This is a genomic window from Streptomyces sp. L500 (assembly GCF_054551825.1).
Genome location: NZ_JBTOLC010000037.1, coordinates 22,791 through 37,065 on the forward strand (window position 1 = coordinate 22,791; position 14,275 = coordinate 37,065).

14 protein-coding genes are annotated in these 14,275 nt (G+C 71.9%); 9 read left to right on the forward strand and 5 right to left on the reverse strand.

Annotated features, from left to right (window positions below):
• Nucleotides 1-34: 34 nt before the first annotated feature.
• From ACX9I7_RS25665 to ACX9I7_RS25690, 6 genes are all read left to right on the forward strand, one after another.
• A complete protein-coding gene (locus ACX9I7_RS25665) occupies nucleotides 35-445 on the forward strand; it encodes a DnaJ family domain-containing protein (protein ID WP_387576778.1) in 411 nt (136 codons plus the stop codon).
• Nucleotides 446-515: 70 nt separating this feature from the next.
• A complete protein-coding gene (locus tag ACX9I7_RS25670) occupies nucleotides 516-974 on the forward strand; it encodes a hypothetical protein (RefSeq protein ID WP_387576781.1) in 459 nt (152 codons plus the stop codon).
• A 115-nt stretch (nucleotides 975-1,089) separates the two neighbouring features.
• Nucleotides 1,090-2,016: a pseudouridine-5'-phosphate glycosidase gene (locus ACX9I7_RS25675; RefSeq protein ID WP_459388653.1), complete on the forward strand. Its 927-nt coding sequence runs from the start codon at nucleotides 1,090-1,092 to the stop codon at nucleotides 2,014-2,016.
• Complete coding sequence (locus ACX9I7_RS25680; RefSeq protein WP_459388654.1) at nucleotides 2,013-2,942, forward strand: carbohydrate kinase family protein; 930 nt, start codon at nucleotides 2,013-2,015, stop codon at nucleotides 2,940-2,942. Before ACX9I7_RS25675 ends, ACX9I7_RS25680 begins: the two co-directional genes overlap by 4 nt.
• Before the next feature lie 44 nt (nucleotides 2,943-2,986).
• Nucleotides 2,987-3,763: an N-acetyltransferase gene (locus tag ACX9I7_RS25685; protein ID WP_387576790.1), complete on the forward strand. Its 777-nt coding sequence runs from the start codon at nucleotides 2,987-2,989 to the stop codon at nucleotides 3,761-3,763.
• Nucleotides 3,764-3,896: 133 nt separating this feature from the next.
• Nucleotides 3,897-4,304, forward strand: a complete 408-nt coding sequence (locus ACX9I7_RS25690; RefSeq protein ID WP_387576793.1) for an ATP-binding protein — start codon at nucleotides 3,897-3,899, stop codon at nucleotides 4,302-4,304.
• 95 nt (nucleotides 4,305-4,399) lie between these two features.
• On the opposite strand, the gene ACX9I7_RS25695 is transcribed toward ACX9I7_RS25690, so the two are convergent.
• From ACX9I7_RS25695 to ACX9I7_RS25710, 4 genes are all read right to left on the reverse strand, one after another.
• Nucleotides 4,400-4,600, reverse strand: a complete 201-nt coding sequence (locus ACX9I7_RS25695; RefSeq protein WP_387576795.1) for a hypothetical protein — start codon at nucleotides 4,598-4,600, stop codon at nucleotides 4,400-4,402.
• A gap of 98 nt (nucleotides 4,601-4,698) precedes the next feature.
• Nucleotides 4,699-5,802, reverse strand: a complete 1,104-nt coding sequence (locus ACX9I7_RS25700) for an alpha/beta hydrolase (protein WP_358631806.1) — start codon at nucleotides 5,800-5,802, stop codon at nucleotides 4,699-4,701.
• Between the two features lie 296 nt (nucleotides 5,803-6,098).
• Complete coding sequence (locus ACX9I7_RS25705; RefSeq protein WP_387576798.1) at nucleotides 6,099-6,614, reverse strand: GNAT family N-acetyltransferase; 516 nt, start codon at nucleotides 6,612-6,614, stop codon at nucleotides 6,099-6,101.
• A 279-nt stretch (nucleotides 6,615-6,893) separates the two neighbouring features.
• On the reverse strand, nucleotides 6,894-8,042 hold the full coding sequence (locus ACX9I7_RS25710; RefSeq protein ID WP_459388655.1) for a DUF3443 family protein: 1,149 nt from the start codon (nucleotides 8,040-8,042) through the stop codon (nucleotides 6,894-6,896).
• A gap of 201 nt (nucleotides 8,043-8,243) precedes the next feature.
• Between ACX9I7_RS25710 and ACX9I7_RS25715 the strand changes: the two genes are divergently transcribed.
• Nucleotides 8,244-9,566 carry a cytochrome P450 gene (locus ACX9I7_RS25715; RefSeq protein WP_459388656.1) on the forward strand — a complete coding sequence of 441 codons (1,323 nt, stop codon included), beginning with the start codon at nucleotides 8,244-8,246 and terminating at the stop codon, nucleotides 9,564-9,566.
• A gap of 19 nt (nucleotides 9,567-9,585) precedes the next feature.
• Here ACX9I7_RS25715 and ACX9I7_RS25720 read toward each other — a convergent pair whose 3' ends face one another.
• Nucleotides 9,586-10,620 (reverse strand): zinc-binding dehydrogenase, encoded by a 1,035-nt coding sequence (locus ACX9I7_RS25720; RefSeq protein WP_459388657.1) that lies wholly within the window; start codon nucleotides 10,618-10,620, stop codon nucleotides 9,586-9,588.
• A gap of 742 nt (nucleotides 10,621-11,362) precedes the next feature.
• Between ACX9I7_RS25720 and ACX9I7_RS25725 the strand changes: the two genes are divergently transcribed.
• Together ACX9I7_RS25725 and ACX9I7_RS25730 are read left to right on the forward strand one after the other, a co-directional pair.
• Complete coding sequence (locus ACX9I7_RS25725; protein ID WP_387576809.1) at nucleotides 11,363-12,535, forward strand: Vgb family protein; 1,173 nt, start codon at nucleotides 11,363-11,365, stop codon at nucleotides 12,533-12,535.
• 85 nt (nucleotides 12,536-12,620) lie between these two features.
• Nucleotides 12,621-14,180: an NHL repeat-containing protein gene (locus ACX9I7_RS25730; RefSeq protein ID WP_459388658.1), complete on the forward strand. Its 1,560-nt coding sequence runs from the start codon at nucleotides 12,621-12,623 to the stop codon at nucleotides 14,178-14,180.
• Nucleotides 14,181-14,275: the final 95 nt, after the last annotated feature.

Consider the following 14,275-nt stretch of genomic DNA (forward strand, 5'->3'; position numbering starts at 1 on the left):
CGGGCGGGGGCGCCGCGGCCGGGAGGAGCGGACTGTGACCGAACGTAAACCCCGTGTGTCGGACTTCGAGTCGTGGGCGGACAAGCAGATCCGGGAAGCCGAGGAGCGCGGCGACTTCCGCGACCTGCCGGGCTTCGGCCGGCCGCTGGCGGGCATCGACCGGCCCTACGACGAGGACTGGTGGGTCAAGGAGAAGATGCGCCGCGAGAACATCTCGTTCCTGCCGCCGACGCTGGCGTTGCGCAAGGAGGCGGAGGACGCCCTGGCGGCGGCGGTGGCGGCCCGGAGCGAGGAGGAGGCGCGCGGGATCGTCCGCGAGATCAACGACAAGATCGCCGCGTCTCTCCGCAGGCCGCCGCCCGGTCCGCCGCTCGGTCTGGTCCCGTTCGTCATCGACGACGTCCTGGCCGCGCGACGGGAGAAGCGCGACGACGGCCGTCCGTGACGTACCGCTCCCCGGTCGGACTCGACGTGGTGGACAGGGCCGGCACCCGCACACCACTAAGATCGTTCACTTGTCCGACCAGGAGGAAACATTGCGCAAGTTCATCACCGGTGCGGCTCTCGCCCTGACCGCGACGCTGCTGACGGGATGCGGCAGCGACGGCAGCGGCCCGGCGGCCGCCGACAAGCCCGCGACCTCCGCGCAGCCGAAGGCGGAAGGCGGGAGCGGCGAGGTCAAGCACGAGGTGACGCTGGAAGTCCTCGGCAGCGAAACGACGTCGGTCTACTACAACCTGGACACCAACAAGATGGAACAGGTGCAGCTGCCCTGGAAGAAGACCTCGACCATCACCTTGACGACGGACGCCGAGAAGAAGGTGGGCCTGTTGGTGTCGGTCGTCCCCGGCTCCGTTCACGGCCCTGACGGCATGCTGCACGCGGCGCCCTGCGTCATCACCGTCGACGGCAAGAAGGTCGCGGACAACCAGGACGGCAAGTCCGACAAGATGTGCGAGTACAAGGTGAAGTGACGGTTCCGGTCTCCCTCCGCCCCGGGAGGCTTCCGCTGCCGCCGGGCTGGGAACGGTCTTGGCGACCAGGAGGCCGGTGCGCGGTAGCGCGCGGGGTGTGGCGGAAGGGGCTGCGATGGCGGAGGAATCGGCTCGGGAACCGCTGGTCGTCTCGGACGAGGTCCGGGAGGCGCTGGACCGCGGCCGGCCGGTGGTGGCCCTGGAGTCGACGATCATCTCGCACGGGCTGCCCCGGCCGCGGAACCTGCGGGTGGCGGAGGAGCTGGAGGAGCTCGTACGGGCCGGTGGTGCCGTACCCGCGACCGTCGCGGTGCTGGACGGGCGACCGCACGTCGGCCTGGACAAGGCACGACTGGCGCGGGTGGCGGGCGAGGACGGGCTGCGCAAGCTGGGGAGCCGCGATCTGGCGCCGGCCGTGGCGGTGGGGGCCAGCGGGGCGACGACGGTGTCGGGGACGGCGTTCCTCGCGGCACGGGCCGGGATCCGTGTGTTCGCGACGGGCGGTCTGGGCGGCGTCCACCGCGAGTGGGCACAGACGCAGGACGAGTCCGCCGATCTGCGCCTGCTCTCGCGGACCCGGATCGCGGTGGTGTGCGCGGGGGTGAAGTCGGTCCTGGACGTGCCCGCGACATTGCAGCGCCTTGAGACGCTGGGCGTGGGGGTGCTGGGTTTCCGGACCGCGGAGTTCCCCGGCTTCTACCTCACCGGCTCCGGCGTGCCGGTCGACTGGACGGTCGAAACGGCGGCGGAGGTGGCGGACGTGCTGCGCGCCCAGGACGTGCTGGGTGGCCCGCCCTCGGCTCTCGTCGTCGCGAACCCCGTCCCCGTGGATCAGCAGCTGGACCCGGCGCTGCACGACCGGGTGCTGGCCGGGGCGCTGGCGGCGTGCGCGCGGGAGGGCGTCACCGGGCAGGCGGTCACCCCGTTCCTCCTCGACCACCTCGTCCGGCACACCGACGGCGCGTCCTTGGAGGCCAACGTGGCGGCGGTGCGCGGCAATGTCCGGCTGGCGGCCGAGATCGCCAAGGCGTACGCCGCGTGACGGGCGGCGGGTCCAAAGGGCTGCTCGTCGTCGGCGACGTGGTGACCGACATCGTCGCCCGCCACCGCTCGCCGCTCGCGACCGCGACCGACACGGCGGCCGATATCGCCACCCTGCCCGGCGGCGCGGGGGCCAACGTGGCCTGCTGGGCGGCCCGTTCGGGCGCCGAGGACGTCCGCATCCTGGCCCGGGTGGGCGCGGACGAGGTGGACGCGCACGAGCGCGCGCTCCGCGCGGCCGGGGTCCGGCCGCGTCTGGTGGCCGATCCCGCCGCGCCGACCGGCACGGTCGTCTGCCTGGTCGGCGCCGACGGCGAGCGGACGTTCCTCACCGACAGCGGCGCGGTGTTGCGTCTGTCCACCGCCGACTGGGACGGCGAACTGCTCGCCGGGGTCGGTCATCTGCATGTGTCCGGCTATCTCTTCTTCGCCGATGCCAGCCGCGCGGCGGCCCGGCTGGCGATGGACGCGGCCCGCGCCCGTTCCATACCGGTGAGTATCGACCCGGCGTCGGCGGGTTTCATCGCCGCCTTCGGTACGGACCGTTTCCTCGCGGCGATCGCCGGAGCGGACGTCCTCCTGCCCAGTCACCACGAGGCGGCGCTGCTCACGGGGCGTTCCGGGTCGGCCGACGCTGCGGCCGAGCTGAGCCGGCGCTTTCCGCTCGTGGTGTCGACGAGGGGCGCGCGGGGCGCGCTGGTGGCGGCATCGGGCACGGTCGTCGCCCGTGTGCCGGCCCGGCCCGCGACGGCCGTGGACACCACGGGTGCGGGTGACGCCTTCACCGGCGGTTTCCTCGCGGCCCGTCTCGCGGGCCACGACCCGGTCGAGGCCGCGGGGCACGGCTGCCGGACCGCCGCCGAGGCCGTCACCGTCATCGGCGGCCGGCCGCGCGACCCGCAAGGACCGGAGGGACGACGGCGGTGAATTCGCTGGCACGGCGGGTCGCCCCTGTGACAGGGTGCGCTGCCGTGAGAGACATCGACAGCATCACGATCACGACACTCGCCGAGCGCCCGGAGCTGATTCCCAGGATCTACGAGATCGACGACACCTGGCCGGCCTTCACCGCCCACGAGCCGGTGGTGGGCGCCCTGTTGGGCCGGGTGCCCGAGGACTTTCCGGACTACTGCGTCGTGGCGACGGACGCGGCGGACGGCGACCGTGTCGTGGCGCGCGGGCTGAGCGTGCCCTTCAATGCCTCGCTCGACGGGCGCGAGGAGACGCCGGACCAGGGGTGGGACCGCGTCCTGGTGTGGGCGTCCGACGACCGGCGGCACGGCGTCGCCCCCACGACGGCGAGCGCGCTGGAGATAACCGTGGACAGGGAGCACCTCGGCCGCGGCCTGTCCTCCCGCATGCTCACCGCGATGCGGGAGGCCGTCGGCCGGCAGGGCCACGACGTGCTCCTGGCTCCCGTGCGGCCCACGGCCAAGCATCTGGAGCCGCGCGTCCCGATGGCCGACTACGCGCTCCGGCGGCGCGACGACGGCCTGCCGGCCGACCCGTGGCTGCGGGTGCACGTCAGGGCCGGTGGAGTCATCGAGAAGGTCGCTCCGGCGTCGATGACGGTCAGCGGCTCCCTGGCCGAGTGGCGGCGGTGGACCGGTCTGCCCTTCGACCGCGACGGCGACGTCGAGGTGCCGGGCGCGCTCACCCCCGTGCGCTGCGACATCGCGCACGACCGGGCGGTCTACGTCGAGCCCAACGTCTGGGTCCGGCACCGCACCGGCGGCCGGCCGGGGTGATCGAATGACCGGACGCCGTTCTTTACTGTGGTGGAGGGAATGGACTCCCGGCCTGCCCCTGTGACGTGTCCGGTGTCGTCTCCTGCTCGTTCTTGTCGTGGAGGCTCTTCCGTCGACGATCGAAGGAGTCATGATGCGACGAGTCCTTGCGACGGCCGCCCTGGCCATGGCCGCCCTGGGCGCGGGTGCCGTCGGGCCGGGGGCCACCGCGTACGCCGCCCCGCTGCCCACCGGGCTCGACCTGAAGGGCGTCACCATGGCCGATCCCGGCAATCTGGGGTCGGCGGTGGACGAGGCCGCCCAGAAGTCGACGAGGGTGATCGGCGACGCCGGGGGCGGTGCCGTCGGCAGGGTGGTCCCCGCTGCCGGCCGGACGGGCGGTACGGCCGTGAAGTCGTCGACGTCCGCCGTCCAGCAGACCGTCGGCCGCGCGGCGGGGTCGGCGGGCGAGGCCGTCGGCGAGACCGCGAAGGCGGCCACCAAGGACGGCCCGCCTTTCGGGAGGCTGGCGTCCGGAGGGCTGGGGCACCTGCCTTCCTGACGGCTGCCCGGTGGCCTCCTGACGGGTGCCGCCACGACGGGGGGCCCGCCCCCGGCCGGCGCCGCGCCAGGGCGCTCCGGACCGGCCGGGGGGGGTTACGGGATGTCGTCGAGGTCGTCCCGGTCGTCGTTCAGGGCATCGTTCAGGTCGTCGTTCAGCCGCCGGCTCCGCTCGTCCTGCTGCCCGCCCTGCATGCTCTGCCGGGACTGCTCGCGCTGCCCCAGCGTCTCCTCCGTCATGTCCTCGACGTAGTCGCCGTTGTCGCGGTACGGGTCGCGCTTCCTGCTGCTGTCCATGCCGTGCTCACTCCTCGACGAGACGGGCGGTGGGCGGCTTCGCCCCCAGCAGCCTCACACGCATCCGCTCGGCGTGCATGTCGGCACCGGTGCGCGGGTCAGGTCGTCGGGCCCTGCATGTGCTCGCTCACCCACTGGATGAGGCCCCCGGCCTCCATGTTGGGGACGTAGGAGGCCGCGTTGTGCTCGCCGCCGACGTTGATCCGGTACTTGGTCTTGATCGGGCCCTTGTTGTCGCCGTACTTGGCGAGGAAGCGGTCGATGGGGGGCTTGACCGGTTCGTTGGAGCCGACCTGGAAGGCGAGGTAGACCTCGGGGCCCTTCTTAGCGATGAGGCGCTGGGCGAGGACGTCGGAGTTGTTGTCGGCCTTCTCCTTCTCGTGGCCGGCCCACAGGCGGGAGTCGGGGACGATGTCGGGGCCGGAGGCGATGACGGCCTTGAACTGGTCGGGCTTCTGGAGGACCGACTTCAGGCCCGCGGAGGCGCCGGTCGAGGAACCCATGAAGGCCCAGCCGTCACGCGACTTGATGGTGCGGAAGTTCTCCTTGATGAGCTGGGGAACGTCCTCGGTGAGCCAGGTGCCCATCTTGGGCTGGCCGGGGATGTCGCTGCCGTCCCAGTAGAGCCCGGCCTTGGGGTCCTTGGGGTCCTTGTCGTGGTTCTCGGGGTTGAGGACCGGCATGGCGATGATGAAGGGGAGGCTCTTGCCTTCCTGGGCCCACTTGGAGATGGACGCCTCGAGCTTCAGGTCGGTGCCCATCCAGTAGTTGTTGGGGTACCCGGCGCCGCCGGGGAGGGCGATGAGGACGGGGAAGCCGCTCTTGGCGTACTTCGGGTCGTCGTACTCCTTCGGGGCCCAGACCCAGACCTTGCCTTCGAAGCCGGACTTCTTGCCCTTGTAGGTGGTGACGGCGATCTTGGTGCCGTCCTCGGGAACGGTGCCGGAGATCTTGAAGCCGGCGCTGGGGCCGAGGGGCATCTGGGCCTTGGAGCCGGGCGCCTGGTCGCCGTTCTTGCCGTCGCCCGACCCGCCGAAGGAGATCGCGTCGCCCTTGTCCGTGAACGGGGGTATCTCGTAGTAGGACATCACCGGCCAGGCGATGAGCCCGAGCGTGACGACGGACGCCCCAGCGATCACCCAGCGTTTGGCGCGGGAGGGACGGCGCCGGGCCTGGTAGGTGGTGGGCGACTGGTACGACATCGGAAATCCTTACTGCGGTGGCGACAAGGGCGCGGATGCTGCTGGATTGCTGTGACATCTGTAAGGAGTGGGCCCGTCCGGCAGCGGGTTCCGGCTGTCACAGAATGATGATGTTTCCCCGGGCCTGACGCGTGGCGCGGCCGTCCCGTCACGGGGAGTGCGGGGACGGGACGCGAGCGGAACCGGCCCCTGCTTCGAGGGTAGACGGCCGGCCGTGCGGGGTTCCCGAGCATCCCGTCACAGCCGACCGGGCCCTTGGGCCGGGACCTTGGGACCGCGGGCCCTTGGTCAGGCCCTCAGATACCGAAGGGCGCCGCATAGCGGACGGTGCCCGCCGGCAGCGGGTGGGCGTCGTCCAGGGCGAGGGCCATCAGCGCCTCGTCGGGCACGTCGATGGTCAGGCCGATGCCATGGGCCGAGGCGCGCCCGAAGCCGAAGCGCGGGTAGTACGCCGGGTGCCCGAGGACGACGACGTAGCGCTCGCCCATCTCCCCGGCCGCCCGCAGCGCGGCGCGGACGGCAGCCGATCCGGCGCCGCTCCTCTGCAGCCCGGGCCGCACGGCGACGGGGGCCAGGCACAGGGCTGGGGTGTCGTCGATGTGGCAGCGCGTCAGCAGCGCGTGACCGACGGGTTCGCCGCCCTCGTCGGTGGCGACGATGGACAGGCCGTCGATCCAGGACGGGTCGGCGCGCAGGGCGTCGACGAGGTCGGCCTCGTCCGGGGTGCCGAACGCGGTGAGGTTGATCTCACGGATGGCGGGAATGTCGGCGCCGGTCTCGGCGCGGGTGTGCCACTGGTCGTGGATACGCATGACGGAACGAGAATCCGTTTCGTGTGGGGGTTTCTACGGGAGGACGGCCTCGCGAGCTCACGCTCCCGGCGAGGCGGAGGGCCGGGTCAGGCCGTCGCCCGGGACGTGAGGGCGATCCGGGCGCTGCGCTGTGCAGTGGCCATGAGCACGGTCATCGACCCCACCTCCCTTTCATCCTCACACTTGACCAGCGGAAACCCCTCGAACCTAGCACGCGCCGGCCGGTTCGTCCTTGGATTTGGGGAAGGGTCCTGCCGGGTCCCGCCGGGTCCTGCCGGGTCAGCGGGGTGCCAGTCCGGTGCGGCCGCCGCGCAGGTCGTAGAGGACGTCGACCTTGGTGAAGGCGGGTAGCCCTGCGATGATCACTGCCGGTTCCTGTCTGCCGTAGCTGAGCAGGGGGGTGCTCAAGGCGTTCAGCGGCTGGCTGAGGGCCTCCTTGGTGGGCATCCGGTAGGTCCAGGTCCAGTCTGCCGATCTGACCGTGAGAGCGACCTGCCGGCCGTAGGTGTCCACGACGCCGCCCGGGAGCAGCGTGCCGAGGGCGGGCCCGGCCGGGCGGGGTGCCTCCAGGGCGAGGGTGGGGGTGCCGGTGTCGAAGACGACGGGTGCGCACTCGTGGTCCAGGACGCCGGTCACGGTCAGGCACGCCTCCATGGGGGCGGGGTCCCAGGAGGTCAGTGCGGTCGGGGTGGCGCCGGGCCGGGGTCGCGCGGTGACCGTCCGTTTCAGGTCGGCGGTCCGGAACCGCGCCACGGTCCCGGGCGGCGGGTTGAGCCGGAGCTGGGGGTGCTCCTCGTCGAAGTGGACGATGAAGGATCCGTCACCGGTGAGGCCGGACATGGGGTTGGCGCAGCAGCCCTTGACGCCTTGGTCGCGTTCGGCCATGCCGATGCCGAGGATGCCGTCGAAGACGCCGCCGAACTCCTCCGGTGTGCCGCCGTGCGCCGCCGCGCAGTCGGGGGCCTGGTCGACGCATCCGAGGGAGTCGACGAGCAGGATGGTCTGGTTGCCGGCGGTGGCGGTGCCGAGCCGGAGGGTGGCCCGGGCCTCCCTGCCGCTGATCTTCAGCCCGCTGAGGAAGCTGCTGCTTCCGGTGGCGCCGGTGGGGGTCGCGTCGTCACCGACGGCGGAGGCGAGCACTTTCAGCCCGGTGGATCCCGTGTCCACCAGCAGGTTCGCCAGCCGTGACCCGATGCGGACGGTGGCCTGGAGCCTGGGCACGCTCAGTCTGCCGCCGGCACTGCCCGCCGGCAGGTAGGTCAGGGGCACGTTCGACGCCCGGGAGGCGCCGCCGCTCGCCGTCGACGCGCCCGGTTCGGGGCCGCCGCAGGCCGTCAGCAGCAGTGCGACGAGGGTCGCCGCCGCGGCGGTGGCCAGGTGCCGGAGCCGGCGGCGTGAGGGGCGGGGCGGGGGCGGGGAGATCGGCACGGCGGCTCCGGCTTCTGGCTGGGGCGGGTGCTCCTGCCGCAAGGATCACCGGCGCTCCGGCCCCGCGCCCCGCGACGGCATCCATTCAGGTACGGCGGGCAGGTACGCCGGGCCACGCTTCGTGGCCGGTCGTGGTCTTGCGGTTCGCGCGCGGCGCCCCGTGAATCGGTCTGTCGGAGGGAAGGAGAGGAAGCAGTGGTCATGCGCATCCCTGGTCCCGAGCCCCGGGCGGACGGCGGCGTGGGCGCCGTGGCGGCGGCGGGCGGACTGCACGTCTATCAGTTGCGGCTGCACGCCGAGTACGGACCCGTCGTACGGTTCCAGCTTCCCGGCGCGGAGACGGCCGTGTCGGTCGCCGACCCCGTGCTGCTGGAGGCGACGGCTCACATCGACAAGCGTCCCGAGCGGCTGTTCGAGTTCCTCGCGCCGCTGTGCGAGGCGGGGAACCTTCAGGTGCTGCCGGCCGGCGAGCACACGCCGTGGCGGCGTCTGCTGTTGTCGGTGCTGGCCGGGCGTCCTTCCCACGAGCGGCACTTCGCGCGGTTCACCGCGCTGACGACGGAGGTCGCCGGCCGCTGGGCCGAGCGGGCCGGCCGTGGGCCCGTCGAGCCGCAGAAGGACCTCACCGCGCTGTCACTGCGGATGATCTGCGCGTACGCGCTGGGCGGCGACGTCGAGGATCCCGACCGGGTCGTCACCGCCTTCGAGGAGGTGCTCACCGAATACCTGGGACGGCTGTACCGGGCGCCGGCCGTGGAAGGCACAGAGGGGCGTGCCGGGCGCGCGGAGGAGGCTCTCGCCCATCTGCGCGCGGTGGTCGACCGGGTGGTCGCGGCGCGGCGCGCGGGCGGCCGGGTGGACCGGAGCGATCTGGTCGGGGCGCTCGTCGACGCCGGTGAGCGGCCCGCGCGGATTCGCGACACCGTCATGATGACGATGCTGGCGGCCCATCACACGACCGGCGTGGCCGTGTCGTGGACCCTGCATCTGCTGGGCCGGCACCCGGAGGTGGCCGAACGCGTCGCCGAGGAACTCGACCGCGTCCTGGGCGACCGCGCGGCACCCGGGTACGCCGACCTGCGGCGGCTCACGTACCTGGAGATGGTCCTCAAGGAGGCGATGCGGCTGTACCCTCCGGGCCCGTACGGCGCGCGGGAGACGACCGAGGCCCTGGTCCTGGGCGAGTACGAGATACCGGCCGGGGCAACGGTCTTCTATCCGTTCTGGGCGGTCCACATGAACCCCGACTACTGGCCGGAGCCCGAGCAGTTCGTGCCCGAGCGGTTCACGCCGGAGGAGGTGGCCAAGCGGCCGCGGCTGGCCTACATCCCCTTCGGGCTCGGGCCGCGCGGTTGCGAGGGCGCGGGGCTGGCCATGGTCGAGGCCGAGCTGGTCCTGGCGGTGCTGCTCAAGCGGTTCCGGTTCCGGCCCGTGCCGGGGCACGAGGTGAGGCCGATCGAACGGTTCGTGCTCTGGGCGGCCGACGACATCCGCATGTTCGTGAGCCCCCGGGTTCCGGGGTAGGCGGCGGCGCGGGGCCGGTTCAGGGTGCGATGAGCACTTTCAGGGCCTCGCGGTCCGCCATGGCGCGGTAGCCGTCCGGGACGCCGTCCAGGCCCACGGTGCGGTCGAAGACCCTGCCGGGTTCGATCGTGCCGTCGAGGACGTCGGGGAGCAGCTCCTCGATGTAGGCGCGGGCGGGCGCGACACCGCCGGTGAGGGTGACGTTGCGGCTGAACATCTCGTACCCGGCCGGTCCCTCCTCGTACTGCGGCACCCCGACCCTGCTGACCACTCCGCCGTCGCGCACCACCGCGAGTGCCGTGGTGAGCGCGGGCTTGGTGCCGACGCACTCCAGCACTGCGTGGGTGCCCTCACCGTCGGTCAACTCCCTTACGCGCGCGACGCCTTCGTCGCCGCGTTCGGGGATCACGTCGGTGGCCCCGAAGTCGCGGCCGAGGGCGGTGCGGGCCTCGTGGCGGCCCATCAGCAGGATCCGTTCGGCGCCGAGCCGCCTGGCCGCCAGCACCGCCGACAGGCCGACGGCGCCGTCGCCGATGACCGTCACCGTCGTCCGGGCGTCGACCCCGGCCGTGACGGCGCAGTGGTGGCCGGTGCAGAAGACGTCGGAGAGGGTGAGCAGCGAGGGCAGCAGGGCGGAGTCCTCGCCGACGGGCAGTTTGACCAGGGTGCCCTGGGCCCAGGGGCTGCGTACGGCTTCGCCCTGGCCGCCGTCCACGCCGTTCTGGCCCCAGTAACCGCCGCGCGGGCAGGAGGTGTGGAGGCCCTCCGCGCAGAACCGGCAGGTGTTGTCGGCGTAGGCGAAGGGTGCGACCACGAGGTCGCCGGCCTTCGGTGCGGTGACCTCAGGGCCGGTCTCCTCCACGACGCCGAGGAATTCGTGGCCGATGCGTTCGCCCTCCTCCGTGGCCGGTCTGGAGCCGTAGGGCCACAGGTCGCTGCCGCAGACGCACGAGCGCACGACGCGCACCACGGCGTCCGTGGGGTCCTGGATACGGGGGTCGGGTACGTTCTCGACCCGGATGTCACCGGCGCCGTAGATCAGTGTCGCTCGCATGGGACTTCCCGTTGGTGTCGTCTCGCCGTGGGTCCGTCTTGGCGTGGGTCTCTCTCCAGCGTGCGCCTCCCTCCGGGGGTTGTCGCGTCGACCGGGGGTGCGCTCACCCCGCCCCACCCGCCCCATAATCAACCGCAAAGTCCGGACCAATCATGGGATGTTCTTTTTTCGCCATCGAGTGATTCCCGTTCGGGCAGAAAAACGGTTCTCGGCTGAATTCCGGCCATACTGTCCTGTCGCGGTGACGGAGTGCGCGCGCTCTTGACAGCCATGAGTGCGCCCGGAGCCGCCGGGCCCGCGGTGCGGAACACGGGGCACCGGATCCCCCCGCTCCGCAGGTCCTGCGCCACTGCGGGCCAGGTGACCCCACCCCTTGTCCGGAAGCCGTGGGCACGGGCTCCAGGTGGCCGGTTCGCCCGGGTGTCGACGGTAGTGCTGACGGCATAGTCTCGACGAGCCGAACGCCGCCCCCGCGCGAGCCACCGGATCCTGCCGCTCTCACCGTCATGCGCTGTCGCGTTCCACCGTCATGCGCTGTCGCGCGGGCCCGACGTGTTCAGGCGACCGTCACACGGACCGGAGGGGGAACACCACAGTGTCGGAGCCCGGAACGATCCAGGAATACTCGATCGGGAACTTCACACCCCACTCGCTGGCCCAGGGGAACGCCAGGTACCTCTGGGTGACCACCTCGAGCAAGGCCATCATCCGGGTCAATCCCAATGCCGGAAACAGTCAGCAAGTGGTGAACCATTCGATGATTCCGCAGCTCAGCGCCGGGATCATCAAGGATCCCGACGGTCTCCAACGGGTCTGGTTCGCCGCTCCGGCACCGCCGGCGCAGGAGGACCCCATCGTGATCATGGAGACGACGGGGATGAACGCCGTCCAGTTCTTCCCGCTGGAGGCCGACGCCAAGGCCGAGAGCATCAAGCTCCGGACCACCAACGTGGGACAACCCGGCACCCCGCTCTACGAGTACAGCCTCATCTTCGCCGAGCCCCAGCACAGTTACGTCGGCATTCTCACCCCCAGCCACGGCACCATCGACCGGATGCCGGTCAGCCAGAGCACCTGGCTCTGGGACGTGGCCGTCACCACCGACTCCACCGGGAAGATCCACACCTACTGGGCCACGGGCCAGAACCGGACCACCAACCCGGTCAGGAGCGAGAACGGCCTCTACCGCCGCTCCCCCGGTGCGATGGCATGGGAGCGGATCGAGGTGCTCCGGAGCGGCCAGAAACCCTTCTACGTCATCGCGGACACGACCGCGGTATGGCTGACCGCCACCAACCCCAACCAGGTCATCCGCTTCGATCTCAGCACCGGCACCGCGCGCACGGCGGACCTGGGCACGGCCATTCCCCAGCAGCTGGCGCTCGGCCCGACGGGTGAGCTGTGGGTGGCCTCCAGCGAGGGGCTGCACGAGTTCGACGCGCGGCTGAACACGGGCGGCTTCCTGGTGCGGCTGCCCAACGGCGGCGGTGCCAAGGGAATCTGCGTCGCCGCCGACGGCAAGCTCTGGTACACCAACCCCACCAAGAAGACCGTGGGCAGCTACACGGTGCCCCCGCCCCCGTACGGGGCGCCCTCGCGCCTGGGCCGTACCCAGATCGTGGCCCAGGGCGAGTCGGAGGTCCACATGAAGGACCACGTCGCCCACCCGCTGATCGCCGAGTACGTCGCGAACGGGCGCCCCGTGCCGGGCGTCCCCCTCACCTGCCGGATCGACGCCGAGGGGGCGGCCTTCGAGGACGGCACCCACGAGCGTGTGATCATCACCGACCAGCGGGGCCGGGTCGCCCTGCCGGCCGTGATCGCCGGCGATGTCCAGGAGGACGCGGTCATCAGCGTCGGCCTCGGCAGCACCGAGCCGCACGCGGCGACGACCCTGACGGTCACGTCGGACTAGCGGCGCGCGCCGCGCCACCCGGACCGTTCCAGTCCGACCGTTCCAGCCGACCGTGCCGTGCCAGTCCGCCGGAAGGAGAATCCCCATGCCATCCGCAGCGCCGCCGCCCCTCACCGATTCCGACACGTTCCCCATCGACGCCTCCGCCGTCGACGTGGCCTGGAACAACGACGACCAGAACGTATGGTTCGTCACCGCCCAGGGCGTCATGGGCCACTTCGAGCCCCGCAGCCCCTGGGGCAACACCGTCTTCAGTCCGGGCCCGGGGATCACCGGCACCGCCAACTCCCTCGTCACGTGGACGGGCCACGGGGCGTGGACGTTCGTCACCGACGAGAAGGCCTCGGCCTTCGTCAGGTGCACGACCGACGGCCAGTACCAGGTGTACGCGCTGAACGGCGCGACGGACTGCCGCGCCCTGGCCCTGGGCCTGAACAAGGACGGGCGCCCCCGCCTCGTCGCCCCGCTGATCAGCTGGGGCCAGCTGGCCTTCGTCGACTCCGGAGGCGGCGTCTCGTACTCGATGATGTACCCCGACGGCCTGTACGGCGTCTCGATCGCGGCTCAGCAGCGGGCCCGCTATTGGCTGACCTCCCCCAAGGGCAAGGCGTTGATCCCCTACGACGCCAGCACGGGCACCTTCGGCTCCCCCATCCTCCTGGGCGTGGAGCCCCGGGACGTCGCGGCCGCCCCGGCCGGCGACGTCGTGTGGGTGGCCACCAAGGACAAGGTCGTCTTCAAGTACACCGTCGCCGACGGCACGCTCACGCGCGTCGAGACGCCGTTCGCGGCCAACCACATGCTGGCGACGGCGGACGGCACCCTCTGGTTCGTGAGCACCGCCGGCGACGCCGTCGGCTATGTGCTGCCGGACAAGACCCGGGCCGCCACGATCCCCACGGGCCAGGGCTCACGGCCCTCGGGGCTCACCATGTCCGGCGACAGCCGGCTGTGGATCGCGCTGTCCGGACGGAGGGCCCTGCAGCGCGTGTCCCGGCACCGGCTCGCGGCGGTCTCGGGCGACGACCAGAAGACGACCGTCGGGCAGCACTTCCCCAAGCCGTTCGAGGTCAAGGCGATGCTCCTCGACGGCACCCCGGTGGGCGGGCAGAAGATCGAGTTCTCCGTCGAGGAGGGCGCCGGCGTCTTCGAGAACGGCGAGCACACCGAGATCAGGCACACCGGCTCCCAGAGCGAGCAACTCGGCTTCGCCACCAGTTCCTTGCTCACCCCGCTCCAGGAAGGCCCCTGCCCCGTCACCGCCCGCTGGACGGAGTCGGACGCCGTCGCCTCCTTCACCCGGCTGACCGTCAACCCCCAGCCGGGCAGGGCGGACCGGGTCCGCTACGTGTCCGGCGCGGGGCAGACCGTGCCCCCGGGGAAGTCCTTCGACAACCCGATGAAGGTGATCGTGGAGGACGCCCAGGGCAACACGGTCGAGGGCGTCCAGGTCACGTTCCGGATCCTCGGGGAGAACATGGCGTCCTTCCCCGGCGGAACGGACGTCGTCCACGTGCCCAGCGGGGCCGACGGCTCCGCCGACTCCCCCGTGCTGACGGCCGGGGACAAGCAGGGCGACTTCTCGGTGGAGGTGTCGGTGGACGACACCTGGGTGAGTCTGCTCCTCCGGCAGAACATCACCTGACCGCCGCCGCACGCCCACCGCTCGACCGCACGTCCCCGGTCCCCGCGCCGGCGGGGGCCGGGGGCGGCGCGGCTCGGACGCCCGAGGGAGGATAC

Coding starts and splice junctions, on each gene's coding strand:
- ACX9I7_RS25675 (WP_459388653.1), top strand. CDS start 1,090: ATGGCGGAGGAATCGGCTCGGGAACCGCTGGTCGTCTCGGACGAGGTC.
- ACX9I7_RS25690 (WP_387576793.1), top strand. CDS start 3,897: ATGCGACGAGTCCTTGCGACGGCCGCCCTGGCCATGGCCGCCCTGGGC.
- ACX9I7_RS25695 (WP_387576795.1), bottom strand. CDS start 4,600: ATGGACAGCAGCAGGAAGCGCGACCCGTACCGCGACAACGGCGACTAC.
- ACX9I7_RS25700 (WP_358631806.1), bottom strand. CDS start 5,802: ATGTCGTACCAGTCGCCCACCACCTACCAGGCCCGGCGCCGTCCCTCC.
- ACX9I7_RS25705 (WP_387576798.1), bottom strand. CDS start 6,614: ATGCGTATCCACGACCAGTGGCACACCCGCGCCGAGACCGGCGCCGAC.
- ACX9I7_RS25715 (WP_459388656.1), top strand. CDS start 8,244: ATGCGCATCCCTGGTCCCGAGCCCCGGGCGGACGGCGGCGTGGGCGCC.
- ACX9I7_RS25720 (WP_459388657.1), bottom strand. CDS start 10,620: ATGCGAGCGACACTGATCTACGGCGCCGGTGACATCCGGGTCGAGAAC.
- ACX9I7_RS25730 (WP_459388658.1), top strand. CDS start 12,621: ATGCCATCCGCAGCGCCGCCGCCCCTCACCGATTCCGACACGTTCCCC.